The organism is Streptomyces pilosus (genome assembly GCF_014649835.1).
GTDB lineage: Bacteria > Actinomycetota > Actinomycetes > Streptomycetales > Streptomycetaceae > Streptomyces > Streptomyces pilosus.
Genome location: NZ_BMTU01000002.1, coordinates 653,548 through 677,176, shown reverse-complemented (window position 1 = coordinate 677,176; position 23,629 = coordinate 653,548). Strand labels below are relative to the sequence as shown.

The window sequence follows — 23,629 nt, the reverse complement described above, 5'->3', positions numbered from 1 at the left end:
AGGAGCGGACCGACGGCGGGGGGACCGGGCCGCGCACCGGTCGAGCGCACCATGCCCGGCTGCGAGCTGCCCGTGGCCGGCTGTCCGACTCACGCGGTGTCGGGCTGCGCGACGCCGCGCGAGCGGAGCATGCGGCGGGTGACGTCGGCGTGTTCGGTCAGCGTCTTGCGTACCACCGGGGCCGCCGTCCCGGCCGCTTCCAGGGCCTCGTCGAGGAAGCCCCCGTCGATCGCGAACCTCGGCAGGAGCCGGCCCGTGTAGACCATGGCGGGGATCATGCCGCCGCGGTCGAGGCCGGGCACGAGATCGAGGTAGCGGCGGGTGAACGGCCTCAGCACCGCGTCCTGTCCGGGGCGCCAGAACGCGGTGGCCACCCGGCCCACCCACGAGACGGGTACGGCCCGTTCGTCCGCCAGCACGTGCCAGACCGCCTCCTTCGTCCCGGCGTCCGGCGCGCCGGCGCGCACGCAGAGCTCCTGGACCCAGGCGTCCGGGTCGGGATCGGCCGCCAGCAGCCGGGCAGCGTCCGCCACGGGGGCCTCGCCCAGCTCGACGGCGCGGGCCAGGGCACGCCACCGCAGGTCGTGGTCGTCACCCGCCTCGGCCTCGGCCCGCAGGCGCTCCAGCTCGCCGCCGCTCGCGGCCCGGGCCAGGGAGCGCAGCGCGACGCGGCGCCTCGCGGGGTGCCGGGCCCGATCGGCGAGCCGGCGGCACGTGGCGGCGAACGCCCCGGTCAGTACGGCCCGCTCGTCCTGCGGCGCCCACAGCTCGGCGACGTCCCCGGCGAGCGTGAGGTACGGCTCGACGACAGCGTCACAGGTCTCGGCCTCCAGGACGGCGCCGATGCTGCGGGAGACTTCCGCCGCGGTGGCCTGCCCGGTGACCAGCATGTCCCACACGGTGGCTACGGCGACGCCTCGCGACAGCGCGCCGGGCAGGTCGGCGGCGTGGCGCAGCAGGGCGTCCCGGGAGGCCGGGTCCGGTCGCACGGTGGCGAAGGTCAGGTCGTCGTCGTTCACCAGGTACAGGTCCGCGCCGGGGGGCAGGTCGACCGGCGTGCGGGGGCCGCGGACCTCGACGGTGGCGCGAGCGGCGCGTTCCAGGCCGGTGGCCGCACGGCGGTAGGCGCCCACGGCCAGGACCTGCGGACGGGGCGCGGAGCCGGACGGCCCGGCCGCGTGCAGCACCGCGCCGTCGGGCCCGTGTTCGAGGGTCAGCCGGTCGGTGCCCGCGGTGTCCAGCCATCCGGCCCGCCAGGTGTCGAGGTCCCGCCCCGAGGCCCGGCCGAGCGCGTCGATGAGGTCCTGCAGGGTGGTGTTCCCCCAGGCGTGCCGGGTGAAGTAGTCGCTCATGCCCGCGCTGAAGGTCTCCTCCCCCACGTAGGTCATGAGCTGCTGGAGGACCGAGGCGCCCTTGGGGTAGGTGATGTCGTCGAAGACGGCGGCGGCCTCCGCGACGTCGTGCAGGGGCTGGCGGATCGGGTGGGAGGCCGGCCCCTGGTCGGCCAGGTACGCCTTGAGCTTGCCGCTCGCGAGGTGCCCGGCCCAGGCGTCCGTGTAGGCGGTGGCGCGGGTGGCCGCCCAGTGGCAGGCGAACTCCGCGAACGCCTCGTTGAGCCACAGGTCGTCCCACCAGCGCATGGTGACGATGTTGCCGAACCACATGTGCGCCATCTCGTGCAGCAGCACCTTGGCGAGCAGTTCCCGCTCGGCCGGCGTCGGGTCGGAGCGGCGCAAGAAGGTGTCGGACCAGGTGACGCAGCCGTAGTTCTCCATGGCCCCGCCGAACTCCGGCACGAAGACCTGGTCGTAACGGCGCTGCGGGAACGGCATGGCGAAGACGCGGGCGTAGAAGGCGAGGCCCTGGCCGGTGAGGGTGAGGATCTCCTGGGCGTCGCGCTCCAGTACACCGGCGAGGGACCGGCGGACGTACAGGCCGAGGTCGTGCCCGTCGACCTCCCGGCGGACCTCGTGGAAGGGGCCCGCGTTGACGACCGTGTTGTACGGGGACAGCGGCGGCGTGTCGGGGAAGACCCACCGGCGTCCGCCGTCGCACGCCTCGGTGCGAGCGGCCCCCGAGTTGCTGGTCACGGTCCACCCGGCCGGGGCGGTGACGGTGAAGGCGTGCGGGGCCTTGAGGTCGGGCTGGTCGAAGCAGGCCCACACGAAACGCGCCTCGTCCGGCTCGAACGACGTCCAGACGTACACCTCGCCGTCGGAGGGGTCCACGGCCTTGTGCACGCCCGGCCCGTGGGTCGTGTCCGACTGGACGGTCTGCACGCGCAGCGTGTTGTGCGCGGCCAGGTCGCGCAGCGCGATGCGCCCTTCGACGGCGGGGGGCAGGGCGGTGCCGTTGAGCGTGGCGGAGACCACCGTCGCCGCGCAGTCGACGAACGTCGCGGCGCCCGGCTCGGCGCAGGAGAACGCGACGGTGGACACGCACCGTACGTCGCGGCCGTCCGGCAGGTCCGTGAAGTCGACGGCCACGTCGTAGCGTTCGACCGTCAGCAGTGCGGCTCGCTCCTGCGCCTCGGCATGGGTCAGACTGCGGACACTCATCGATCCTCCTGTGTTCCTGGCGCGCCCGGCGTGCCGAGGGACGAAAGACCACAGCGTAGGAGGGCGCGACCGGAACTGCTCCCGCTTTTCCGCGCGTCACGGTGTCAGGGCCCCGAGTGAACGGCGTCAGCCCAGGAACGCCGTCAGGTGTTCGTTCAGCTGCTGCGGCGCGGTGAGAGGCAGCGAGTGGTGGGTGGCTCCGGGCAGTACCACCACCTTGCTGTGCGGCAGCTCCCGGCGGGCTCGGTCGGCGACCTTCCCGGCGTCGTGGGCGCGGCTGTGTTCCGCGAGCACGACCAGGACGGGCATACGGAGGTCGGCTGCCCGGGGGCGGGTGCCTGCGATCAGCTTGCGGCCGGGAACGGTCGCGGCCAGGGCATACAGGCGCTGCCAGGTCCCGTCCGGGTGAACTCCCGCCGTCTCCCACGCCAGGAACGCGGCGGCGCGGGCCTGACTGGGGCGGATGAGAAGGGGAAGGGCGCGCAGCAAGTAGCGGGGACGGAAGCCGGCGAAGACCTGGGTGGGGTCGATGAGTGCGAGGCGGTCGACCCGCTGGGATGCGTGGAGTGCGTATCTGACGGCCAGCCAGGCGCCGTAGGAGTGGCCGCACAGGTGCGTGGCGGCGAGGCCGAGCCCGTCCAGCAGGGCGTCCAGCCAGCCGGTCAGGTCGTCGGCGGTCTTCAGGGGTGTGCCGCCGCGTACGGTGCGGCCTGCGTCACCCAGGATGTCCACGGCGTGGATCCGGTGGCGCCGGCCCAGAGCCGGTGCGTTGGCGAACCAGACCAGACCTGTGGCGGAACCGCCGTGCAGCAGCACCAGCGGGGTGCCGTCGGCCGGACCGTACACGTGGACTCGGGTGCGCCCGTAGGGGGTGTCGATGTCGCGATCCTCGGTGGAGTCCGGCCAGCGGGCGCGGAGTTCGTCATAGGTCACGTCGAACGCGGTCCGGGACACCAGGCGTTCCTCTCGTTGAGCGATATTCTCGTTCAGCGAGAGATGTTACGCATGGATTGCAGGGAGCGTGAATGAACGACGAAAGCCCGGCCATGAAGCTGGTCCACGTGCTGCGCGCGGTGACCGTCGAGTTCGACCTGCTCGGCTCCGAGTTCGCCGCGCGCCACGGGCTGCACCCGACCGACGTACGCGCGTTGATCCATCTGCTGGATGCGGCGCGGGACGACATCGCCGCCACGCCGGGATGGCTCGGTCGTCGGATGCGCCTGAACTCGGCCGGCACCACCGCCCTGGTCGACCGGCTGGAGCGGCTCGAACTGGTCCGGCGTACCAAGGACACCGTCGATCGGCGACGCGTGCTGCTGAAGGTGGAGGACAAGGCCATGGAACTCGGGTGGTCCTTCTTCGGTCCGTTGATCGCCGAAGTGGTGGCGGTCGCGGAGGACTTCGACACGAGCGAGGTGGAGACGGTGCGTCGCTTCCTGACCGCGGTACTGACATCCGCCCGGCAGACACGAACGGCGTGACCGACGCCGGTCTGCTGGGAGACCGGTCCGCGTCCCGCCGCGTGCTCCTCTCCCTCCGTCCTGGGCTCGCGCGACAGGAGGGAGAGGTGCGTCGGTGGGCCCGTTCAGCGGGTGGCGAGTGCCCTGATCTCGTCGGCGATCAGCTGGGGATCCTCCTCGGCCATGAAGTGGCCGCAGGACACCGTGCGGTGCTCCAGGTCGTCGGTCCAGGCGCTCCACAAGCCCTGGGCGTGGTAGCCGAGGGCGGCGCCCCAGTCCTGCTGGAGGACGGTCACCGGCATGGCCAACGTGTTGCCCGCGTCCCTGTCGGCGGTGTCGTGGTCGACGTCCACGCCGGCTGAGGCGCGGTAGTCGGCGACGACGGAGGGTACGGCTGCCGCGGAGGCGGCGAGGTAGTGCGCGCGGACGTCGGCGGGGATGGCGGCCGGGTCCTTGGTCCAGGCGTCGAGGAAGTAGCCGAAGAAGCGGTCGGCGGACCTCTGGATCATCTCCTCGGGCAGGCCGGGGGCCTGGGCCATCAGGTAGAGGTGGAAGCCGACCGCGCCGTTCACTCCGCGCAGCGCGTCCCACATGTCGAGGGTCGGCAGGACGTCGAGGAACAGGGCCCGGGTGACGGTGCCGGGATGGTCCATGGCGGCGCGGAAGGCGACCAGGGCGCCGCGATCGTGGCCGGCCAGGGTGAAGCGGTCGTGGCCCAGTTCGGCGGCGAGGCGTACGACGTCCTGGGCCATGGTCCGCTTGGAGTAGACGTCGGGGCCGGTCTCGGCGGGCTTGTCGCTGGCGCCGTAGCCGCGCAGGTCGGGACAGATGACGGTGTGGTCGGCGGCGAGGTCGGCGGCGACGTGCCGCCACATCAGGTGGGTCTGCGGGAAGCCGTGCAGCAGGACGACCGGGGTGCCCGCGCCGCCGACGGCGGCGTTCAGAGCGACGCCGTCGTCGACGGTCACGCGGTGCTCGGTGAAGCCGGGGATGCGCGGGGTTGTCACGGTGACTCCTGTGGTTCGTGGCAGAGTGGACGTTCCGGACCTCCGGCAGCGGTGGTCCGGAACGTCCGGGGACGTCACCCAGGTTGCGGGCCCCGGATCAGCGATCGATGAGTGGACATGCGGGACCCGCGGGCGCCGGGCCGCCCGCGAAAGGACCCTGCCGTGGGTGTGGAGTTCGGACTGCTGGGTCCGGTGGCCGCCTGGGACGCCGACGGGTCGTCCCTTCCACTCGGCGCGCCCCGCCACCGGGAGGTGCTCGGGCGGCTGCTGATCGCCCGGGGCCGGGTGGTGCCGGTCGGCCGGCTGGTGGCCGACCTGTGGGAGGACGAGGCTCCGGCGGGTGCGGTCGGCGCGGTTCGCACGTTCGTGGCGGCGCTGCGCCGCGCCCTGGAGCCAGGACGCCCACCCCGGCAGCCGTCCCGCCTGCTGGTCACCGATGGCCCCGGTTACGTACTACGGGCGAGCCGCGGGGCGGTGGACGCCTGGCGGTTCGAGGACGCCGCCGCGCGGGCCGGGCAGGCGCCGCCGCACGTGGCCGTCGCCCTGTGGGACGAGGCGCTCGCCTGCTGGCGGGGACCGGTGCTCGCCGACTTCCCCGCTGCCGCGTGGGCCGCCGCCGAGCGGGTGCGGCTGGAGGCGATGAGGCTCGACGCGGTCGAGCGGCGGGCTGACGCCCTGCTGGCGACCGGCGCCGCCCGGGACGCGGTCGTCGATCTGCGCGCCCATGTCGCCGCCCACCCCGGCCGGGAGGACGGCTGGGTGCTGCTGGCCACCGCGCTCGACCGTGCCGGGCGGCGCGGCGAGGCCCTGCGGGCAGTGGCCCGGGCCCGTGACGTCCTGGGTGGAGGCGGTGCCGCTCTGGCACGGACAGAGGCACGCCTTCTCAGCCCGGCGGCGACCTCCGCGACCGAACCGGCCGGGATGGCCGACAGCGTCTGGGACCGGGCGGCGGCCTCCTGGGACCGGTCGGTGCCTGCCCGGTCCCGGGCCCGGCTGCACGCCACCGCGGGCCTGCTGCGCGATCTCGCGGTGACGGGCCCCGACGGCCTGGTGGAGGCACACCGGCACCGCCGGGACCTGGTCGCGGCGGCCGAGACGACCGGTGACCCGGAACTGGCGGCCCGGATCATCGGCTCCTACGACGTCCCGGCGGTGTGGACCCGCGCCGACGACCCCGAAGGCGCCGGGGAACTGTCCCGGGCGGCCGCCCGTGCCGCAGCCCGGCTCGGCCCCGAAGGGCCGCCCGCCCTGCGCGCCCGGCTGTTGTCCGTCGTGGCGGTCGAGTCCCGGGGCGACGCCGCCGCGGACGCACCGCTTCCCCGGGCCTCCGGCGCCCCCGTCACCGAGCCGTGGCGGCTGCGCGCCGAACGCGCCGCCGAGGAGGCCGTCCGGCTCGCCCGTCGCCTCGGCGACCCCGCTCTCCTCGCGTTCGCCCTCAACGGGGCCTTCATGCAGGCGTTCGCCGACTGCGGTTCGGCCGCCCGCCGGAACGCCCTCGGCAGTGAGCTGACCCGGCTGTCCGTCGACCACCAGCTCCCCGGGCACGAGGTGCTGGGCCGTATCGTTCGCCTCCAGGCGCTCGCCGGCCTCGGCGACTTCACGGGAGCGGACACCGAAGCCGAGGAGATCGACCGGCTCGCGCACCGCAACGAACGGCCGCTCGCCGGTGTCTTCACCGCCTGGTACCGGGCGCTGCGCACCTGCGAGACCGAAGGCCGGCCCGCCGCCCGTCGCCGGTACGCACACGTCCTGGCGGAGACCGCCGACTGCGGCATGCCCGGCCTGACCCGGGGAGCCGCGGCCCTCGTCACGCTGGTTCCCGTCCTGCGGGGTGACGGCCTGCCGGCTCCCGGCGACTTCGCCGGCCTGGACCCGGGCCCGTACCGGCCCTGGCTCGAGCCCCTGCTGCTGGCCGCCTCGGGCGCCACCGCTGAGGCTCGTCAGGCGTTGTCGACCGTTCCCCGGCCCCCGCACGACCTCCTTCAGGAGGCCCTGTGGTGCGTACTCGCCCGGGCCGCCGCGTCCGTCGGGCACCTGCCGGTCCTGCGTCGCGCCCGGCGGGAACTCGCCGCGGCCGAAGCCGAGTACGCGGGGGCGGGGAGCGGCCTGGTCTCCTTCGGCCCGGTCAGCCGCCACCTGGCTGCCGCCGACGCGGCACTCGCGGCGCACGCCTCCACCGGCGGGCCGGCCGACGACGACACCGGGTGAGCAGGTGCCCGGATCACCGGCCGTGAAGAGACCGCCCGGTCACGCGCTGTCCGTGAGGGTCTCGTAGCCGCGTGCCCGGGCACAGTGGGCGCAGCAGAAGAAGCGCCCGTCGGCCTGGTGCCCGTGTCCGAGGACCTTGCACTGGCAGTTGTCGCAGATGGGCGCCAGCCGGTGGGCGGCGCATTCGATGCTGTCGAAGGTGTGCACCCCGTCACCGGCCGTGTGCACTTCGAAGGACAGGGCGTAGTCGTTTCCGCATACCTCGCAGACCGCCATGTCGTGCTCCTTTCCGAGTGGCAGCCGGCCTGACCGGCCGTGCTCGTCGCCTGCGGGCCGCTCGCCGTGCGAGGGCCGTCTCCCGTCACCGGTTCACCCGTGCCCCCGGCAGCAGGCTCGTACCGGGACCCGGGCGGGTTCTGAGGGGGGTGCCGCCCGGGCGGACCGACACCTGTGGATCGACGGTGATCGTGGGGCACCCGAGGGGCGCGGTGAGGGCGCGCAGCGCGGTGACGGAGAGCCTGATCCACGGATGGTCCTGACCGAGGGCCGCCAGCAAGCGCGCGCAGGAGGTGAAGGCGACGGCGGTACGGCAACCACTGGGGGTGCGGAAGAAGCAGGTCACGTAGCAGCGGCGTTCCGGCCGGACGGGTACGTACAGCAGATCGGTCGGCGCCTGTCCGCCGGGTGTGAGTTCCCCGCTCCGTCGATCAGCCATGGTGGTCTCCGGTCACACCTACGGCCTTCACCTCACCGGCGTGAAGTCGCGCGCTCCGACGAACGCGGGGCGCCGTGCCGGTGCCGCGAAGGGTTCCGCCGCCGTGTTCTCGACGCTGTTGAACACGAGGAACACGTTGCTCCGCGGGTACGGTGTGATGTTGTCGCCCGAGCCGTGCATGCAGTTGCAGTCGAACCAGGTCGCGGAGCCGGAACGGCCGGTGATCAGCCGGATGCCGTTCGGTTCGGACAGCGCGGTGATGGCCTCGTTCGACGGCGTCCCCGCCTCCTGCATCCTGAGTGACTTCTTGTAGTTGTCCCGGGGCGTCTCCCCCGCGCAGCTCAGGAACGTCCTGTGCGAGCCGGGGATGATCATCAGGCTTCCGTTGGTGGCGTGGTTGTCGGTGAGCGCGATCGACACCGACACGGCTCGCATGCGGGGCAGGCCGTCCTCGGCGTGCCAGGTCTCGAAGTCCGAGTGCCAGTAGAAGCCGCTCGCTCCGAAGCCGGGTTTCACGTTGATGCGGGACTGGTGGACGTACACGTCCGAGCCGAGGATCTGGCGGGCTGCTCCCACCACGCGTTCGTCACGGACGAGGGAGGCGAACACCTCACTGATCCGGTGCACTTCGAACACCGATCGGATGTCGTGGGAGGTGGGCTCGACGACGGCGCGTTCGTCGGAGCGGATCGCCGGGTCCCGGACCAGCCTGTCCAGCTCGGCGCGGTACAGGGCCACCTCGTCCGGGCCCAGCAGTGTGTCGACGGTCGTGAAACCGGTGCGTTCGAAGTCCAGCAGTCCGGCCCGCCCGAGGGGGCCGGGCGTGTCGGGTGTTGACCACACCACGGGGTCGCGACGCGGCATCATCGCCTCGGTCGTGCCGCGGGTCGGGTACGAGTCGGTGGTCCGGCGGTGGTTGTACGTCGTCATCATGGTCGTCCTCACGCGTCGTCGATTCCGGATTCCCCCGGCTCGGGGTCCCTTCGGGTACTCGGCTCCGGGGGAGGGTAGGCACCGTTGTCGTCGTGGTCCTCCAGGCCGGTCAGGGGCGGGTTGAAGACGCACACGCAGCGGAAGTCGGTCTTGGGCCGCATGGTGTGCCGCTCGTGGCCGTCCAGCAGGTACATCGTTCCCGGCGTGATCCAGTGCTTCTCGCCGGTCTCCTCGTCGGTCAGCTCCGCCTCGCCCTCGACGCAGAGCACGGCCTCGACGTGGTGGGCGTACCACATCGTCGTCTGCGTACCCGCGTAGAGCGTCGTCTCGTGCAGGGAGAAGCCGACCCGCTCACGGGCGAGGACGAGCCGTTTGCTCTCCCAGGTGCCGGACGTGGCCCTGACGTGCCGGGCGGTGTCCTCGATCTCCTTCAGGGAACGGACGATCACGATGGATCCCACCTCTCTGCCCGGTGTGGGCATGCACGCCCACGGCCGTCGGTGCGCTCGTGTCCTCAGCGGGGGCCGGACCGCGGCGGCTGCTCGGTCTCCCGGACCGCGCGACCGAACAGTGCGAGCCCTTCCTCCAGTTCCTCGTCGTCGATGGTCAACGGCGGGAACAGCTTGACGACCTCGTCCTGCGGGCCGGACGTCTCCAGCAGCAGGCCCAGTTCGAAGGCGCGGGCGCACACGGCGGTGGCACGGGACGGATCGGCGAACTCCATGCCCCACGCGAGCCCACGGCCACGCACGTCGGGTGCCGTATCCGTCCGGCCGGCCGCGACGGCCCGCAACGCCTGCTCGAGCTGCTCTCCGCGGGCCAGGGTCTGTTTCTCCAGCCGGCCGTCGCGCCAGTACTCCTCCAGCGCGGCGGTGGCGGTGACGAAGGCCGGGTTGAAGCCGCGGAACGTGCCGTTGTGTTCGCCGGGCTGCCAGATGTCCAGCTCGGGACGGAACAGGGTCAGCGCCATCGGGAGTCCGTATCCGCTGACGGACTTCGAGAGGGTCACGATGTCCGGGACGATGCCGGACTCCTCGAAGGAGAAGAACGCGCCGGTGCGGCCGCACCCCATCTGGATGTCGTCGACGATCAGCAGCATGTCCCGGCGCCGGCACAGTTCGGCGAGGTCGCGCAGCCACTCGGCGCGGGCCACGTTGAGCCCGCCCTCGCCCTGCACGGTTTCGACGATCACGGCCGCCGGGGCGTCCAGGCCGGAGCCCTCGCCGGCCAGCAGCCGATCGAACCAGCGGAACGCGGGTTGCCCACCGTCCGGTCGCTCGTCGTAGGGCATGGGGGTGGCGTGCACCAGCGGGATCCCCGCACCCGCCCGCTTGAAGGCGTTGCCGGTGACGGCGAGGGAGCCCAGCGACATGCCGTGGAAGGCGTTGGTGAAGAAGACGACGGCTTCCCTGCCCTTCACCTTACGGGCCAGCTTCAGGGCGGCCTCCACGGCATTGGTGCCGGCGGGTCCGGGGAACATCACCTTGTAGGGCAGTTCGCGCGGTTCCAGCACGGTCTCCTGGAAGGTCTCCAGGAATGTGCGCTTGGCGGCCGTCGACATGTCGAGGGCGTGGGTGACGCCGTCACGTTCGATGTAGTCGAGAAGCGCGCGCTTCAATACCGGGTTGTTGTGCCCGTAGTTCAGCGTCCCGGCACCGGAGAAGAAATCCAGATAGGGACGATGGTCCTCGCCGTACATGTGGCTGCCGTGCGCACGGTCGAAGACGGTGGGCCAGCCCCGGCAATAACTGCGGACCTCGGACTCGAGCCTCTCGAACACGTGAGAGGCGGAATGGGGAACCGTCATGATTGCTCGCTCCTTACGGAGGACGAACGGACTGACTTCTCAGTTCCGTCGAGGGCGCCGGTCAGCGGAGCAGCGGCCCGATGCGGTAGAGGAACTCGGCTTCGTGCGTGTCCGGGAAGAGTTCCGCCGGAAACAGGAGGTCCCTTTCGAGCCGTGCCGCGTGCCGCCGGGCGAAGGACCGGAACAGCCGGTGGGATGCGGCGTTGTCCGGGCTGATGGTCGTCTCCAGGTGCCGCAGGGCGCCGTCCGCGGTCAGCCGGGCGGTGAGATGGTCCAGCATGGCACTGGCGGTGCCGCGTCCGCGCTGCCCCCGGTCCACGGCTATCTGCCACACGACGAGGGTGTCCGGCTGCTCGGGCCGGCGGAATCCGGTGACGAATCCGACGGGGACGTCACCGGAATCCGAGGCCACCACGGACGTACGGGCGAAATCCCTGAACCACAGCAGATAGCTGTATGGAGAATTCACGTCGAGTACCCGGGATTCACGGGCGATATGCCACGCAGCAGCCCCGTCCTCGACCGTGGGAATCGCCATGACCAGTGTGTCCACGGAACACACCTCACTCTCGCTGCGCGAACCACCGCGCACATGTCGAACGGACCTCCCCCGACTCCGTTTCCTGCGAGCCCGACCGATGACCGCTCGACCCGATACGTCACTGAATTCGGCGCCTGTCGCTCCAGGTTCATTTGTCCGCGCGGAAATACGGCTGTAACACCTCGGTTCGATGCTACGTCCGCCGGGCCGCGCATGCCTAGGTGAACCCGCCTGTTTAGAGGCGGCTAAAGGTGGAATGTTCCCCGATTTTCCAAGCCGTGGCAGTTCCCCTCACAAGGGACACTGCGGGCGGTCGGGTTGCGGCCCGTGGAGCGAGGACGGCCGGCGCTCCGCTCGGTGCAGCCGCCGGCGACGGTCAGTGAGCCGGCCCGCGCGCTGAACACGGGGGTCAGCAGTAGCCCCGGCCCGCCGAGCGGAGCGGACCTCGGGTGAACTCCGCGACCGGGGTGAGGTCGGGCCGCCTAGGACGAGGCCCACTCCACGAACTGGACGACCACACCGTTGGGGTCGGTGATCTGGAAGAGGCGTTCACCCCACGGCTCTTCCCGCAACGGCATGGTGATGTCGACGCCCGCAGCCCGGAGCCTGTCCTCTTCCTGGGCTATGCCGCTGTCGAGGGTGAAGGCGAGGATGAGCCCGCCGGCGCGCTGATCGCGCTGGTCGGCCGGCAGGACCTCCGTGCCGCGACGCAGCAGGACGATGTCGGGCGCGGCATCGGGCCGGCTCAGCGAGGAGAAGCCGTCGGCGGCCATGCGCTCCTCGTAGCCGAGGTGGGTGGTGAAGAAGGAGCGGGAGGCGGCCACGTCGTCCACGGTGAGGGAGACGGTGGAAGCGGTGATCTGCACGCGGGTTCCTTCGGTTCAGGAGGTGGGAGAGCAGGCGATGGGAGAAATTTACGTTGGAGGTAAACTTAGCTCGCAGGCAAGAATCGGTGTCAACATAAACTTGCTATCGAGGTAAAATCCTGCCATGAGTATCGAGACCACCGGACTGCGTGAGGCCAAGAAGCGGGAGACCCGGCAGTTGATCTCCGACCAGGCCACCCGCCTCTTCATGACGCAGGGGTTCGAGTCGACGACCATCGCGGAGATCGCCACCGCCGCCCGCGTCGCCACGAAGACCGTGACCAACTACTTCCCGCGCAAGGAGGACATGGCCTTCGACCACCAGGACGCGTTCGTGGCGAGCCTGGCCGAGACCGTGTCCGCCCGCCCTGCCGGAGAGTCCGTCCTGGGCGCGCTGCGCCGCACCTTCGAAGCGGGCGTCGCCGCCCAGGACCCGGTGATCGGCTTCGCCGGCCCGGACTTCTCCCGGATGATCCACGAGAGCCCGACTCTCTCGGCCTGTCTGCGCACACTTCACGACCGGCGTGAAGAAGCACTCGCTGCCGCCCTCGCCGAGGCCACCGGCTCCTCCCCCGACGACATCACCGCGCGCACCACTGCGGCCCTCCTCGCAGCCGTGCACCGCGTCATGTTCCGCCGCATCCAGGAGCTGACCCTCGCCGGCCGCACCAACGACGAGATCGCCGCAGTCGTCGCGGACGAGGCCGCCGACGCCTTCGGCCTCCTCGAACCGGCCCTCGGTCACTACGCCGTGGGATGAACGCCCCTCACGGCGACGGAGCCCCTGCTGCCGCTGACCGCGCCGACGGCCTGGGTGATCGACGACCTGCGGACCCGTCGACGACCTGCGGACCCGTCGGCGGACTGCGGCACGAGGGTCGGGTCAGGTCGAGGTGACGGCCGCATGAGCGAGAGCCGCCGTCTCCTGCGGCGTACCGTCGATCGGGACGGCCGCGCCCGCTTCGTCCTCGCCCAGTGCTTCGAAGTCGGCGAACTGTGTACGGAGCAGCTCGGGCGGCATGAAGTGGCCCCGTCGTGCGGTGATGCGTGCGGCGATCAGCTCGGGCGAGCCGTCGAGGTGGAGGAAGAAGACGCGCGACGCGGCGGAAGCCAGCCGGGCACGGTAGCGGCGCTTGAGCGCCGAGCAGGTCACCACGCCTCCACCGTCCGCATGGTCGGCCAGCCATCGTGCCACCTCCTCCAGCCAGGGGCGGCGGTCCTCGTCGTCGAGCGGGTGACCCGCCCGCAGCTTCGCCACGTTCGACGCGGGGTGGAAGTCGTCTCCCTCGGCGTAGGGAACCCCGAGGTGCCGTGCCAGCAGTTGGCCGACTGTGGTCTTCCCCGAACCCGACACGCCCATGACGACGACCAGCGGAGCAGTGTGCTGAGACATGCGGAGCCTTCCTTCGTACCGTGCCGCCTACAGTTCGATGACGACCTTGACGTCGTCGGGTCGTGGTGTGAACGCCTCCTCCGCGTGCTCCAGCGGCACCCGCCGGGTGATCAGTCGCTCGAGCCACGACCTGTCGGCCCGTACCAGCGCTTCCGCGGCGAGGCCGTAGTGACGGAGGTTCGCGTTGACCGAGCCCACCACGGCGTCGTTCTGCAGCACGATGTCCCGGTTGAGGGCGCCCGCGTCCACGGTCATCCTGCGGCCGCCGGGTGACACACCGGTCAGGCACACCACCCCGTAGGGCGCGGTACCCGTCAGGGCGGCGAGGACCGGCTCGTTCGCGCCCGTCGCTTCGACGACGACGTCCGGACGTACCGCGGAGATGACCTGCTCGGCGTCCTCCGCGTGGTAGGTGGCGCCCAACTCCCGCACCAGAGCGGGCTTGAGCCCTTCGGTCGCCCGGTCGAGGACATGCATCTCCAGCCCGCGCTGTGCCCCCAGGAGGGCGGCGAGGAGCCCGATGGGCCCTGCTCCCGTCACCAGGGCGCGACGCGGCTCGAACCACGAACGGCCCCCGACACGCTCGACCTGCTCCCACGCCTTCGCCACCACGGTGGTCGGCTCCATGAGCACACCGACGCGTTCCAGACCCGCCTCCAGCTTCACCGCGTAGTCGGCTTCCACGCACCACACCTGTGCGCCATAACCGTCGATCTCCTTGATGCCGCGTTCGGTGTAGCGGCCGTTGCGGCACATGTCGAACTCTCCGCGGGCGCAGGCACCGCACGGTTCGGGGTCCGGCCGGCGCACCACACCGGCGACGAGGTCACCGGCCGTGAAGCCGCTGCCGGGGGGCGCCTGCAGCACCTGCCCGAGGGACTCGTGCCCCAGTACCAGCCGATCACGGCCCGGCGGGGCCCAGCCGTACTCGCCGCCGGCGATCTCCCTGTCCGTTCCGCACACCCCCACCGCCAGGCCCCGCACCAGCAGCTCACCGTCGGCGGGGACGGGGTCGGGCACCTCCCGTACCTCCAGGGAATGCTTGTCGCCGGGCCGCACAGTCAGTGCACGCATCGCCCACCTCGCTCCTTCCACTACGCGGCGCCTCATGCGGTCGCGCCACTGCCGTACATCCCGGCTATACGTGTGTCCCGCTCAGCCCCTTTCAGCACCGGCCACGCGGCCGCGTTCCACCTGGCACCCGGCTTCTCCGGAGGAGTGGCTCGGCCGGCAGCTCCCCGGCGCGCCCCCGCGATACCGGGTGCCGGCGGTGAACCGGTTCGCCGCCCGGAGCGTTCTCATGAGGAAAGTGGCGCCAGACGGGAGTGCCGGAAGGCCACCCCCGGAGAGGCACATGGGTGCGTCACTCCCACAGGACGGACGGAAGGACGACCGGAGCGGTGTCAGTGAGCGACAGGCAGAGAAGCGTCGGCCGGGTGGCCGGGGGCGTGTTGATGGCGGCGGTCATGGCTCTCACGGGGTGCTCCAGCGATTCGGACGCCGGAGAGAAGGAGACCCGTTCGGGCGGCTCGCCCACCGCCGACGCGGGGCAGCCGCCGGGCAGCGGGCAGGGAGAGGCCTCGGATGCGCCGCACGCCTCGGCCGCCGACCAGTCCACGGCTGAGGGAACGATCGCGGCGTGGGTCACCGCAGTCGTCAAGAACCAGCCGAAGGAGGCGTGCCTGCTGATGGGCGAAGCGGCTGCCGGCTCGACGCCCGCACGAGCCGGCACGGAGGCGACGTGCGACACCGACACGCCCGAAGGCAAGCAGGTGCAGCAGAACCTCGGACAGCTGCGGGAGTCGTTCACCCCTGATCCGCCCTCGGCCGACCCGGAGGTCGAGGTCGCCGAGACCCCGGCCACCGGAGACGAAACGGTGGTGGTCCCCGCCGACGGAATCACCATTGACGGTCAGACCCTCGACAAGATCATCCTGTCCCGTTCCACCGGCTTGGAACCCGGCCGGCTCGACGTCAAGGTGCACTCCAGCAAGATCGAGGACAGGTGGTACGTCACCAACCTGGACTTCGACATCGGCTGACCCCGGACGTCCCGGTCCGTGGCCGACGGAAGCGGCGGCACCCCGTTCAGCCGGGGTTCCGCACGTCTTCAGCCGGGTTCCGCACGTCTCCGTCCGCACGCCTGGTCCGCCGCACGACGACGAGTACCGCAAGCACCGTGCCGACGGCCACGACCGTCAGTCCGCGCAGCCACACCTGTGCCTCGATCTGCGTGGACAGCACCACACAGGATGCGATGCCCAGTACCGGCAGTGCGGTCGGGGCCCGGAAGTGGTCGGCTTCGCCGTGCTCACGGCGCAGCACCAGCACGGCCGTGTTGACCATGAGGAAGACGACCAGCAGCAGGAGCACCAGAGTGGAAGCCAGGGTGGCGACGCTGCCGGTGAGTGCGAGAAGCATCGCCAGCAGTGTGGTGAGCGCAATCGCGGCCCACGGTGTACGGCGGCCCGGCAGCACCTTGGTCAGCGTGGCGGGCAGCAGCCCGTCCTTCGCCATCCCGTAGGCCAGGCGGGAGGACATGATGCCGGTGAGCAGCGCACCGTTGGCCACGGCGACGAGCGCGACGGCGCTGAAGAGACGGGTCGGCACGCCGCCTGCCGCCTCGACGACCTCCAGCAGCGGCCCGCTCGACTCGGCCAGCCGGGCCGTCGGTACCGCCGCGGACGCGGCCAGGCCCACCAGCACGTACACAGCTCCGGCGGTGGCGAGGGCGCCGAACAGGGCGCGCGGGTAGGAGCGCCGCGGATCCCGGGTCTCCTCGGCGACGTTCACGGAGGTCTCGAACCCGACGAAGGAGTAGTACGCCAGCACCGACCCGCTCAGCACGGCCGCCGCCGCCCCCTTCTCCGGGGTGCCCAGCTCCGTGAGCCGCCCCACGTCGCCGTCGCCGCGCAGCAGCAGCCACGCGCCGAGGACGACGATGACGGCCAGTCCGCCGACCTCGACGACGGTGGCCACCACGTTGGCACGGGTCGACTCCTTGATGCCCCGCGCGTTGACCAGGGCCAGCAGGGCCAGGAACAGCACGGCCACGAGCCCCACGGGCAGGGTCACGAAGGCCGACAGGTAGTCGCCGCCGAAGCCGCGGGCGAGCGCGGCCACGGAGACGATGCCGGCGGCCAGCATGCAGAAGCCCGCGATGAATCCGGCGAACGGCCCGAAGGCGCGCGTCACGTAGTGGGAGGCTCCGCCCGCCCGCGGGTACTTCGTCGCCAGCTCGGCGTAGGAGGCGGCGGTCAGCAGCGCCAGCAGCAGTGCGACGACCAGCGGTACCCACACCGCTCCCCCGGCGTCGGCCGCGACCTGGCCGACCAGGACGTACACCCCGGCACCGAGGACATCGCCCAGAATGAAGAAGTACAGCAGCGGGGTCGTCAGGGCGCGCTTGAGCGTCGTCGTCTCCTCTGCCCCTGCCTGTTCTCCCGTCTCCGCCGACACTCTGTTCCCGACTCTTCTTGCCATACCGCCTCGTGTCCCCCCTGCCGGGGAATGCACGCTCGCTCACCGGACGCGGGACGAATGCGTCGCGTCACACCAGCCGCATGGCACCGTGCCGTCCGCGATCACCGTGGTCCTGCCGTCGGTGCGTCCTCGGCGCCGTCTTCAGTGCGCGGCCCGGCCGGCGGCTTCCCGGGTGATGTCGGCGTAGAGGCGGAAGAGGGCCGGGCGGGTCTCGCCCTGGTCACGTTCGTGCAGGGCGGCCCAGCACCGGGCGACGAGTTCCCTGGCCCGGGTGCCGGGCCAGGGGTGGGGCAGGAGCTGGGGCGGCAGCAGCGGGTCGGGCTCCATGGCGCGGGTGAGTTCGGCGGCCAGCTCGACAGCGATGGTGAGAAGCGTGGCCGGGGAGAGTGCGGCAGGGCCGGTGAGCCGGGTGAGGCGGGGCCGGGTGATGCGGCTGAGGCGGTCATAGCGGTCGGCGATCTCCCGCAGAGGCCACAGCAGGCGAGCGAGTTCGGCAGGCTCCTGGGTGTCGCCCCTGCGCAGGTCCGTCGTGGTGAGGAGGGTGAGCGCGCTGTGTGCGCCGAGGCGGTGGGCCGCTTCTTCGACGTACGGTTCCCATGCGTTGGCGCAGACGTACAGTCCGCCCTGGAGCGGGGCGCCGCCGAGGTGGACGAGCGTCTCGCGCAGGGCGTCCCGGGCGGTGCGCGCCGCTTCCGGTACCGCGAAGGCGGCCAGGTGCCAGACCCCGTCCCAGGGCGCGAGCCCGGCGTCCTGCTGGAACGCGTGCCGCAGGAAGTCCGCGTTGGGGGCGAGGGCGTGCAGGGTGTCCGTGGTCGCGTGCAGTTCCGCCTTGCGGCCTCGGCCCTCGTGGGTGAAGCGGCCTTCGGTCACGAGGCGTTTGACGCACAGCCGTACCTGCTGGTCGCTCATGCCCAGGGTGTTGGCGACGGTGTACAGCTCGTCCGCGCCGACGGTGCCGTCCTCGCGGATCAGCGCGTGGACGAGCATGCGGGTGGGGACCTCGACGTGGTCGGAGTCAGCGTTCACGGTTCTCTCCTGATCCTGTGCCGACCGGGCGGCGCATGGTGGTCACCGCGCCGAAGCCGAGCAGTCCGCGCAGGTAGGGCGTGTGCTCGGTCCGTACGGCCGTGAAGCCGCGCCGCTCGTACAGGGCGCGGGCGCGCGGATTGGTGTCGATCACGTCCAGTCTGATCTCCCGGCAGTCCTGCTCCGCCGCGACAGCGGCCACTTCTTCGATGAGCAGGCTTCCGACGCCGCGGCCGCGCAGGTCCGGGTCCACGGCGATGCCGTCCATGACGAGCTGCCCGGGAGCCGGGCGCCGCTCGAACAGGGCGAGGAGCAGGAGTCGGTGCAGTCCTCGCAGGTGCCCGTAGGCGCGCAGCACGGCGCCGGCCGATCCCCCGGTGAGGGCCCGCCCGCCGTGTTGGTAGCCGGCGAGGCCGACGATCCGCCCGTCGAGGAGGGCGCAGACCGCTCGATCGGTGTTCAGGTGGGCGGCGATGAAGGGCACCGCCTTGTCCGCCGGGTTCAGGGCGGGACCGAGTTTGCGGCCGAAGGCGTCCCAGTACAGCTCGGCCACCCGCCGCTCGGCTCCGGCCGGAACGCCTCGCCGCACCGTCAACGCTCCGACCCCGGGGCCTGTCGCGTCCGCTCCCATGTCCTGCCGCCTTCCTCTCCGGAACCGAGCACAAAACTATCAGACTCTCGACGATCGTTTTCTTAATGATAGTTTTGCGATCTGCTCCGCGTCCCGAACAGAGGTGGTCCTGTCATGCGTCCGAAGACCCGGTTCCGACGGGGCGGGCTCCGCCTCGCCGTGTGGTCACTCGTCACGGTCCTGGCCGTGACCGCCGGCCTCGTCGGTGTGGTGCTGTGGCAGAACTCCTACGACATGGAGGAGCAGCGGGTCACGATCCGCCACGGGGGCCACACCCTCAACGGCGTGCTGGCCATCCCCAGGGACGGCCGCAAGCACCACGGCCTGGTCGTGTACATCCACGGCGACGGCCCCGTCGACGCGACCCACGCCGACGGTTACAAGCCGCTCTGGGAGGCGAACGCCAAGGCCGGGTACGCCTCCCTGTCCTGGGACAAGCCCGGAGTCGCGGGCGCGCCCGGCAACTGGCTCCACCAGTCCATGGACGACCGGGCCGAGGAGGCAGCCGCCGCCATCGCCTGGGCCCGCGCCCGCCCGGACATCGACGGCGGCCGGATCGGACTCTGGGGCGCCAGCCAGGCGGGCTGGGTCCTGCCGAAGATCGCCGCCAGGACGCCCGTGAGCTTCGTCGTCGCCGTCTCGCCCGCGATCAACTGGCTCCAGCAGGGCCGCTACAACCTCCTCGCCGAGCTGCGCGCCGACGGCGCGTCAGCAGCCCGCACCGAAGCGGAGGTCGCCAGGAGCGACACCACCCGCCGGCTGCTGCGACGCCACGCGACCTTCGAGGAGTACGTCAGGGCGATGGGCGGCGACGCGGACGGCATGACCGCCGACCGCTGGGGCTTCATCTCCAGGAACTACACCGCGGACGCCACGCGAGACCTCCGCGCCCTGCGCGGCGTACCGGTACTGCTGATCCTCGCGGACCATGACGTCAACGTGGACACCGCCGACACGGAGCGCACGTACCGCAAAGTGCTGGCCACGGGGGGGGCGTTGGCGGTCAAGCGCTACCCGGACGCCACGCATTCACTGGTCAAACAGTCCGTTGAGCAGTCGGACCTCAGGATCACGCTCACCGCGCTCTTCGCCCCCCGCTCGCTCTTCGCGGACGGATTCCTGCACGACCAGGGACAGTTCCTCGAGGAACTCGGCTCCCGGCGGCGGCAGGGGACGGGAAGCCGGCCGGCCGACGTGGTCAGGCAGACGGACGGCCGGTGAGGGCCGGCAGGGTCGTCGTCCTGATCCGGCGGTAGGTCACGAAGCCGTTCACGGCCACCCCTGTCCAGATGACGGTACTGACCAGGGGCCACCACAAGTCGCGTCCCCCTTCGCCCTGAAGGAGATTGACGACCCAGCTGACCGCCCAGCTGACCGCAAGGACGAGCGCCGCCCACCTGGCCCACTGCCAGATCCGCATCGTCCCCCGGGCACGGGATTCCTGTGTGCTCCGCTCGTCCTGTCGAAATCGTGTGCCATCCATACCTGTCCGACTACCCCCTGCCCGTCGCTTGCCTCCTGAGCCCTGACAGAGGGCTGAAAACGGACGGTCTCACCGGCTCCTTGGGCGCCGGTGCCTGCCTGGCGCGCCGTGTGATCGCGGGCGAAACTGTAGGAGGGGAGGCCGACACGCCGCCTGCCCTTCTTCACACTCCTGCCCGCAGGAGGAGGCGAAGCGATGACCGGGCCGGTCGTTGTCGGCGTGGACGGTTCCGCTTCCGCCCTCGCCGCCGTGGACGCCGCAGCACGTGAGGCGCGGATGCGTGATGCGGAACTGCACGTGATCCATGCCTTCACCTGGCCGGCCATGCACGCCCCGCCCGGCGCGTCGCCGCTCGGTCCACCCGCCGGGGCCCTGCGTGAATCGGTCGACCGTCTCCTGGCACAGGCAACCGCGCAGGCCAGGAACGCCGCACCAGGAGTGAAGGTGAGCCGGGCGGCGATTCCCGGTGAGAAGGTGACAGCCTTGGAGGCCCAGTCGCGCACCGCCCAGCTCGTCGTGGTGGGCCACCGCGGCTCGGGAGGCTTCCGCGACGTCCTGCTGGGATCGACCGCGGTACATCTGAGCGCGCACGCGCGCTGCCCGGTGATGGTCGTACGTGGCCGGCCGGACCCGGCCGGGCCGGTCGCAGTGGCCGTGGACGGCTCCCCTCAAGGGCAGCCCGCCGTCGCGTTCGCCTTCGCCGAGGCCGCACTCAGGGGCGCGGATCTGCTCACCGTTCACGCGTGGTCCACCTGGGCCGACCACGGCGAGCACCACCCCGGCGATCCGGTGGACCTCGTGGACCTGATCGGTGATGCGGAACAGTTGCAGGCGCAGGCGGAGCAGTTCCTCGCCAAGGCCTTGTCGGGGCACCGCGAGCGGTACCCGGAACTCACGGTACGTACTCGTGTGGTCCGCAGACGAACCCGCCAGGCCCTGATCGAGGTGAGCGGCAGCGTGCAGCTGATGGTGGTCGGGGCACGCGGACGCGGCGGATTCACCGGCATGCTCATGGGGTCGGTCAGCCAGGCCGTCCTCCACCACGCGTGGTGTCCCGTCACCGTGGTGCGGTCGAGCCTGTAGTCCCGCGCGACGTCCGCCTGCTTCAGGATCACGGGCCGGCACCGGCGCATAGTGCCGATGCGGGGGGGCGGCCGGTGGCCGCGGTCCCGTCACACCAGCCCGACACGACGGGCAACGTCCTCGGTCCGCCGCATGTGCTGGTGCGCCTCGTCCCCGAGGGTCGAGAGGAGACCGGCGACGACGGTCTCGACGACCGCGAGCGTCGGCACCAGGCTGTCGTACGGCGACGGGGTGGTGACCTGGCTGGGCAGCACGACCTCGGCGTGTGCGCTGGTGGGTGACAGCCAGGTGTCGGTGAACACGACGACCCTGCCACCACGTTCCTGGGCGAGCTGGGCGAGGGTCAACTTGTCGCTCTCGTAGCGGCGGTAGTCGAAGACGACAAGGACGTCGCGACGGCCGAGCCGGGCGAGGGCGGCGGCCCGTTCCACATCGCGTTCGGGCAGGACGTGTACGTCGTCACGCAACTGCATCAGGTGCAGACCGAGGTACTGGGCGAGCAGGTGGGTGAACCGACCTCCGACCAGGGTGATCCGGCGCTTGCGGTCGGACAGCAGCGCGACGGCCCGCTGCAGGTCGTGCGGCGGTGTCTCCGCCAGAGTCTTGGAGACGGCGGTGGTGAACAGCCTGCTGCTGTGCGCCATGAGGCCTGCCGCCGAGTCGTCGCCCGAGGTGTCGTCCTCCGTCTCCTCATACAGGGACAGCGGGGAGGCGTTGCGTTGGTCCAGCTCGGCGCGCAGGGCTGCCTGGAACTCGGGGAATCCGCTGTAACCGAGACGGGCGACGAAGCGCAGCACGGTGGGGGCACTGACCGCGGCGCGTTCGGCGATGGTGGCGACGGTCTCGAACCCCGCCGCGGGGTAGGCGGCCAGTAGCACCCTCGCGACCTTCCGCTCGGCAGGGCTGAGGGTGCCCAGCTTGAGACGGATGTCGTCGGCGAGTGTGCCGGAGGCCATGAGGGCTCCTTTCGGATCTTGCGGTGTTCAGGTGCCGAGCCTAGTGCGTGCACGCGCCTGGCGGCCGGGCCGGCAGAAGTGTCCCCGGCCGGCCCCGGCCGCCAACGGCGCGCGGCGATGGGTCACCTGGGGGTGATGTCGATGCCCAGTCCGAGGAGGGTCCGCGCGGTGGTGCCGTCGCTGGTCCAGGCTGTGAAGCCGGGCCGCTTGGTGAAGGTGACGGTGAAGCGGGGAGCGCTCTCGTAGGTGGTGGCGGTGGCGATGCGCTGGTTCCTGGTCATGGCGAGTGCCCGGGCAGTGTCCAGGAAGGAGTAGGGGACTCCGGCGGGGTTGTCGGCCGAGTGGAAGACATCATGGTTGGCGGGTACCGGAGAGGTCGTGCGGGGGATCAGGGCGCGCTTGCCGGAGGCAGGGCGTACGGACCAGTCACGGGTGTCGTAGCGGTCGCCGTCGGTGAGGTGGGTGTAGCGGGCGCGGGTCAGGGTCCAGCCCTCCCGGGTGGTGCGCGCACGGGCGTCGCGCAGGTCGAGGATGCCCACGCCGTTGCCGCCGAGGACGGTCAGTGTCTCGGCCCGTGTTCCGGGACGGTCGACGACGAGCGCGCTGTTCTCCTGCAGAGCGTAGACGCGGTCGTGGCCGGTGTCCGCGGCCAGGCGCAGGCCCCGGCCTTCCCGGCCGTAGGCGCCGGTGTGGGTGTCCACGAGACCGGAGCGCAGGAAGCCGAATCCGCCTCGGGGGTGGTAGCCGAGCCGGGTGGCGTCGTCGAAGTAGCCGGGCGCACTGCCGTCCCGCAGGGCCTGGTAGGACTCGCCGCCGGTGATCATGTCGGGTCCGGCGGCGATCTGCGCGCCCGCTGAGGTGCCGGCGACGACCGCGCCGTTGGCGAGTTTGACACGGATGGCGGCGAGCACCTTGGAGTCGGTGTGCCGGTCGCCGTGCAGGAGGGTGGTGACGTAGCGGTACTGGTCGCCGCCGCCGAAGAAGAACCCGGTCATGGAGTTGATCCGGTCGACGACGGCGTCGGAGTCGGCGTCCGCGACGTGGTCCAGGTCGACGGGGATCCACTCGGCGTCGGCAGCGCCGTGCTTCTCGAAGAGGCCGGCGTAATAGGCGCCGTTGCAGGCGGAGTTGCTGCACCTTTCGGGGTCATCAGCATCCGGGTCCTGGCTTTCGGGGATGGACGCGGCGGTGAGGACGCCGATGCGGGCACGGGAGCCACCGGCCCGTTCGACGATCTCGCCGTACACCTGTGCGTTGTTCTCGGCGAGTGCGCCACCGATCAGGACCAGGGAGCCCTCCGCCGGTCTGCTGCTGGTGTGGACGGTCGCCCGGGCCGCTGGCGCGGCGGTGAGGGTCAGGAGGAGAGCGGTGACCCCGGCGAGGACAGGGCGTCGGCCGGGCAGGGAACGGTCGCGCATGAGCGCCTCCTAAGAGGTGGTCGGAAGGTAGAGGTGGTCGGAAGGTCGATGAGAAGCCGGC

General features: G+C 71.5%; 23 protein-coding genes. 6 read left to right on the top strand and 17 right to left on the bottom strand.

The window, feature by feature from the left end:
• Window positions 1–89 precede the first annotated feature (89 nt).
• Together pepN and IE118_RS08060 are read right to left on the bottom strand one after the other, a co-directional pair.
• Window positions 90–2,558 carry an aminopeptidase N gene (gene pepN, locus IE118_RS08065; RefSeq protein ID WP_189556859.1) on the bottom strand — a complete coding sequence of 823 codons (2,469 nt, stop codon included), beginning with the start codon at window positions 2,556–2,558 and terminating at the stop codon, window positions 90–92.
• A 126-nt stretch (window positions 2,559–2,684) separates the two neighbouring features.
• Window positions 2,685–3,512, bottom strand: a complete 828-nt coding sequence (locus IE118_RS08060; RefSeq protein ID WP_189556858.1) for an alpha/beta fold hydrolase — start codon at window positions 3,510–3,512, stop codon at window positions 2,685–2,687.
• Between the two features lie 71 nt (window positions 3,513–3,583).
• Here IE118_RS08060 and IE118_RS08055 point away from each other — a divergent pair, with 71 nt between their 5' ends.
• Window positions 3,584–4,039 (top strand): MarR family winged helix-turn-helix transcriptional regulator, encoded by a 456-nt coding sequence (locus tag IE118_RS08055; RefSeq protein ID WP_189556856.1) that lies wholly within the window; start codon window positions 3,584–3,586, stop codon window positions 4,037–4,039.
• Window positions 4,040–4,143: 104 nt separating this feature from the next.
• Here IE118_RS08055 and IE118_RS08050 read toward each other — a convergent pair whose 3' ends face one another.
• On the bottom strand, window positions 4,144–5,025 hold the full coding sequence (locus IE118_RS08050) for an alpha/beta hydrolase (protein WP_189556854.1): 882 nt from the start codon (window positions 5,023–5,025) through the stop codon (window positions 4,144–4,146).
• Window positions 5,026–5,187: 162 nt separating this feature from the next.
• Between IE118_RS08050 and IE118_RS08045 the strand changes: the two genes are divergently transcribed.
• Window positions 5,188–7,233, top strand: coding sequence for an AfsR/SARP family transcriptional regulator (locus IE118_RS08045; protein ID WP_189556852.1), 2,046 nt, complete (start codon window positions 5,188–5,190; stop codon window positions 7,231–7,233).
• Between the two features lie 39 nt (window positions 7,234–7,272).
• Here IE118_RS08045 and IE118_RS08040 read toward each other — a convergent pair whose 3' ends face one another.
• The 7 genes from IE118_RS08040 to IE118_RS08010 all read right to left on the bottom strand — a co-directional run bounded on the left by IE118_RS08040 (window position 7,273) and on the right by IE118_RS08010 (window position 12,095).
• Complete coding sequence (locus IE118_RS08040; RefSeq protein ID WP_189556849.1) at window positions 7,273–7,509, bottom strand: metallothionein; 237 nt, start codon at window positions 7,507–7,509, stop codon at window positions 7,273–7,275.
• 85 nt (window positions 7,510–7,594) lie between these two features.
• A complete protein-coding gene (locus IE118_RS08035; protein ID WP_189556847.1) occupies window positions 7,595–7,948 on the bottom strand; it encodes an SAV_915 family protein in 354 nt (117 codons plus the stop codon).
• Window positions 7,949–7,975: 27 nt separating this feature from the next.
• The gene (gene thpD / locus IE118_RS08030) at window positions 7,976–8,878 is read right to left on the bottom strand and encodes an ectoine hydroxylase (protein ID WP_189556990.1); all 903 of its coding nucleotides are present in this window, start codon (window positions 8,876–8,878) and stop codon (window positions 7,976–7,978) included.
• An 11-nt stretch (window positions 8,879–8,889) separates the two neighbouring features.
• Window positions 8,890–9,330 (bottom strand): ectoine synthase, encoded by a 441-nt coding sequence (locus tag IE118_RS08025; RefSeq protein WP_189556845.1) that lies wholly within the window; start codon window positions 9,328–9,330, stop codon window positions 8,890–8,892.
• A 65-nt stretch (window positions 9,331–9,395) separates the two neighbouring features.
• Complete coding sequence (gene ectB, locus IE118_RS08020) at window positions 9,396–10,688, bottom strand: diaminobutyrate--2-oxoglutarate transaminase (protein ID WP_189556843.1); 1,293 nt, start codon at window positions 10,686–10,688, stop codon at window positions 9,396–9,398.
• A gap of 61 nt (window positions 10,689–10,749) precedes the next feature.
• The gene (gene ectA / locus IE118_RS08015) at window positions 10,750–11,226 is read right to left on the bottom strand and encodes a diaminobutyrate acetyltransferase (RefSeq protein WP_189556988.1); all 477 of its coding nucleotides are present in this window, start codon (window positions 11,224–11,226) and stop codon (window positions 10,750–10,752) included.
• A 485-nt stretch (window positions 11,227–11,711) separates the two neighbouring features.
• Complete coding sequence (locus tag IE118_RS08010; protein ID WP_189556841.1) at window positions 11,712–12,095, bottom strand: VOC family protein; 384 nt, start codon at window positions 12,093–12,095, stop codon at window positions 11,712–11,714.
• A 124-nt stretch (window positions 12,096–12,219) separates the two neighbouring features.
• Here IE118_RS08010 and IE118_RS08005 point away from each other — a divergent pair, with 124 nt between their 5' ends.
• The gene (locus IE118_RS08005) at window positions 12,220–12,855 is read left to right on the top strand and encodes a TetR/AcrR family transcriptional regulator (protein WP_189556839.1); all 636 of its coding nucleotides are present in this window, start codon (window positions 12,220–12,222) and stop codon (window positions 12,853–12,855) included.
• A gap of 123 nt (window positions 12,856–12,978) precedes the next feature.
• Here IE118_RS08005 and IE118_RS08000 read toward each other — a convergent pair whose 3' ends face one another.
• Both IE118_RS08000 and IE118_RS07995 read right to left on the bottom strand, forming a co-directional pair.
• Window positions 12,979–13,488 (bottom strand): gluconokinase, encoded by a 510-nt coding sequence (locus IE118_RS08000; protein ID WP_189556837.1) that lies wholly within the window; start codon window positions 13,486–13,488, stop codon window positions 12,979–12,981.
• 27 nt (window positions 13,489–13,515) lie between these two features.
• A complete protein-coding gene (locus IE118_RS07995; RefSeq protein WP_189556835.1) occupies window positions 13,516–14,562 on the bottom strand; it encodes a glucose 1-dehydrogenase in 1,047 nt (348 codons plus the stop codon).
• Between the two features lie 392 nt (window positions 14,563–14,954).
• Here IE118_RS07995 and IE118_RS07990 point away from each other — a divergent pair, with 392 nt between their 5' ends.
• The gene (locus IE118_RS07990) at window positions 14,955–15,530 is read left to right on the top strand and encodes a hypothetical protein (RefSeq protein ID WP_189556833.1); all 576 of its coding nucleotides are present in this window, start codon (window positions 14,955–14,957) and stop codon (window positions 15,528–15,530) included.
• A gap of 46 nt (window positions 15,531–15,576) precedes the next feature.
• Here IE118_RS07990 and IE118_RS07985 read toward each other — a convergent pair whose 3' ends face one another.
• The 3 genes from IE118_RS07985 to IE118_RS07975 all read right to left on the bottom strand — a co-directional run bounded on the left by IE118_RS07985 (window position 15,577) and on the right by IE118_RS07975 (window position 18,628).
• Complete coding sequence (locus IE118_RS07985) at window positions 15,577–16,971, bottom strand: APC family permease (protein WP_373298390.1); 1,395 nt, start codon at window positions 16,969–16,971, stop codon at window positions 15,577–15,579.
• Between the two features lie 141 nt (window positions 16,972–17,112).
• The gene (locus IE118_RS07980) at window positions 17,113–17,958 is read right to left on the bottom strand and encodes a PaaX family transcriptional regulator C-terminal domain-containing protein (protein WP_189556986.1); all 846 of its coding nucleotides are present in this window, start codon (window positions 17,956–17,958) and stop codon (window positions 17,113–17,115) included.
• A 28-nt stretch (window positions 17,959–17,986) separates the two neighbouring features.
• Window positions 17,987–18,628, bottom strand: a complete 642-nt coding sequence (locus tag IE118_RS07975) for a GNAT family N-acetyltransferase (protein ID WP_189556829.1) — start codon at window positions 18,626–18,628, stop codon at window positions 17,987–17,989.
• A 114-nt stretch (window positions 18,629–18,742) separates the two neighbouring features.
• Between IE118_RS07975 and IE118_RS07970 the strand changes: the two genes are divergently transcribed.
• Together IE118_RS07970 and IE118_RS07965 are read left to right on the top strand one after the other, a co-directional pair.
• Window positions 18,743–19,849, top strand: a complete 1,107-nt coding sequence (locus tag IE118_RS07970; protein ID WP_189556828.1) for an alpha/beta hydrolase family protein — start codon at window positions 18,743–18,745, stop codon at window positions 19,847–19,849.
• Window positions 19,850–20,306: 457 nt separating this feature from the next.
• Entirely contained in the window at window positions 20,307–21,194 is an 888-nt protein-coding gene (locus IE118_RS07965) for a universal stress protein (RefSeq protein ID WP_189556826.1), read from the top strand.
• An 89-nt stretch (window positions 21,195–21,283) separates the two neighbouring features.
• On the opposite strand, the gene IE118_RS07960 is transcribed toward IE118_RS07965, so the two are convergent.
• Window positions 21,284–22,150 (bottom strand): MurR/RpiR family transcriptional regulator, encoded by an 867-nt coding sequence (locus IE118_RS07960; protein ID WP_189556825.1) that lies wholly within the window; start codon window positions 22,148–22,150, stop codon window positions 21,284–21,286.
• Between the two features lie 122 nt (window positions 22,151–22,272).
• Window positions 22,273–23,568: a cyanophycinase gene (locus IE118_RS07955; protein ID WP_189556822.1), complete on the bottom strand. Its 1,296-nt coding sequence runs from the start codon at window positions 23,566–23,568 to the stop codon at window positions 22,273–22,275.
• Window positions 23,569–23,629: the final 61 nt, after the last annotated feature.

Coding starts and splice junctions, on each gene's coding strand:
- pepN (WP_189556859.1), bottom strand. CDS start 2,558: ATGAGTGTCCGCAGTCTGACCCATGCCGAGGCGCAGGAGCGAGCCGCA.
- IE118_RS08055 (WP_189556856.1), top strand. CDS start 3,584: ATGAACGACGAAAGCCCGGCCATGAAGCTGGTCCACGTGCTGCGCGCG.
- IE118_RS08040 (WP_189556849.1), bottom strand. CDS start 7,509: ATGGCGGTCTGCGAGGTATGCGGAAACGACTACGCCCTGTCCTTCGAA.
- IE118_RS08035 (WP_189556847.1), bottom strand. CDS start 7,948: ATGGCTGATCGACGGAGCGGGGAACTCACACCCGGCGGACAGGCGCCG.
- thpD (WP_189556990.1), bottom strand. CDS start 8,878: ATGACGACGTACAACCACCGCCGGACCACCGACTCGTACCCGACCCGC.
- ectB (WP_189556843.1), bottom strand. CDS start 10,688: ATGACGGTTCCCCATTCCGCCTCTCACGTGTTCGAGAGGCTCGAGTCC.
- ectA (WP_189556988.1), bottom strand. CDS start 11,226: ATGGCGATTCCCACGGTCGAGGACGGGGCTGCTGCGTGGCATATCGCC.
- IE118_RS08005 (WP_189556839.1), top strand. CDS start 12,220: ATGAGTATCGAGACCACCGGACTGCGTGAGGCCAAGAAGCGGGAGACC.
- IE118_RS08000 (WP_189556837.1), bottom strand. CDS start 13,488: ATGTCTCAGCACACTGCTCCGCTGGTCGTCGTCATGGGCGTGTCGGGT.
- IE118_RS07995 (WP_189556835.1), bottom strand. CDS start 14,562: ATGCGTGCACTGACTGTGCGGCCCGGCGACAAGCATTCCCTGGAGGTA.
- IE118_RS07990 (WP_189556833.1), top strand. CDS start 14,955: ATGGCTCTCACGGGGTGCTCCAGCGATTCGGACGCCGGAGAGAAGGAG.
- IE118_RS07985 (WP_373298390.1), bottom strand. CDS start 16,971: ATGGCAAGAAGAGTCGGGAACAGAGTGTCGGCGGAGACGGGAGAACAG.
- IE118_RS07980 (WP_189556986.1), bottom strand. CDS start 17,958: ATGCTCGTCCACGCGCTGATCCGCGAGGACGGCACCGTCGGCGCGGAC.
- IE118_RS07975 (WP_189556829.1), bottom strand. CDS start 18,628: ATGGGAGCGGACGCGACAGGCCCCGGGGTCGGAGCGTTGACGGTGCGG.
- IE118_RS07970 (WP_189556828.1), top strand. CDS start 18,743: ATGCGTCCGAAGACCCGGTTCCGACGGGGCGGGCTCCGCCTCGCCGTG.
- IE118_RS07965 (WP_189556826.1), top strand. CDS start 20,307: ATGACCGGGCCGGTCGTTGTCGGCGTGGACGGTTCCGCTTCCGCCCTC.
- IE118_RS07960 (WP_189556825.1), bottom strand. CDS start 22,150: ATGGCCTCCGGCACACTCGCCGACGACATCCGTCTCAAGCTGGGCACC.
- IE118_RS07955 (WP_189556822.1), bottom strand. CDS start 23,568: ATGCGCGACCGTTCCCTGCCCGGCCGACGCCCTGTCCTCGCCGGGGTC.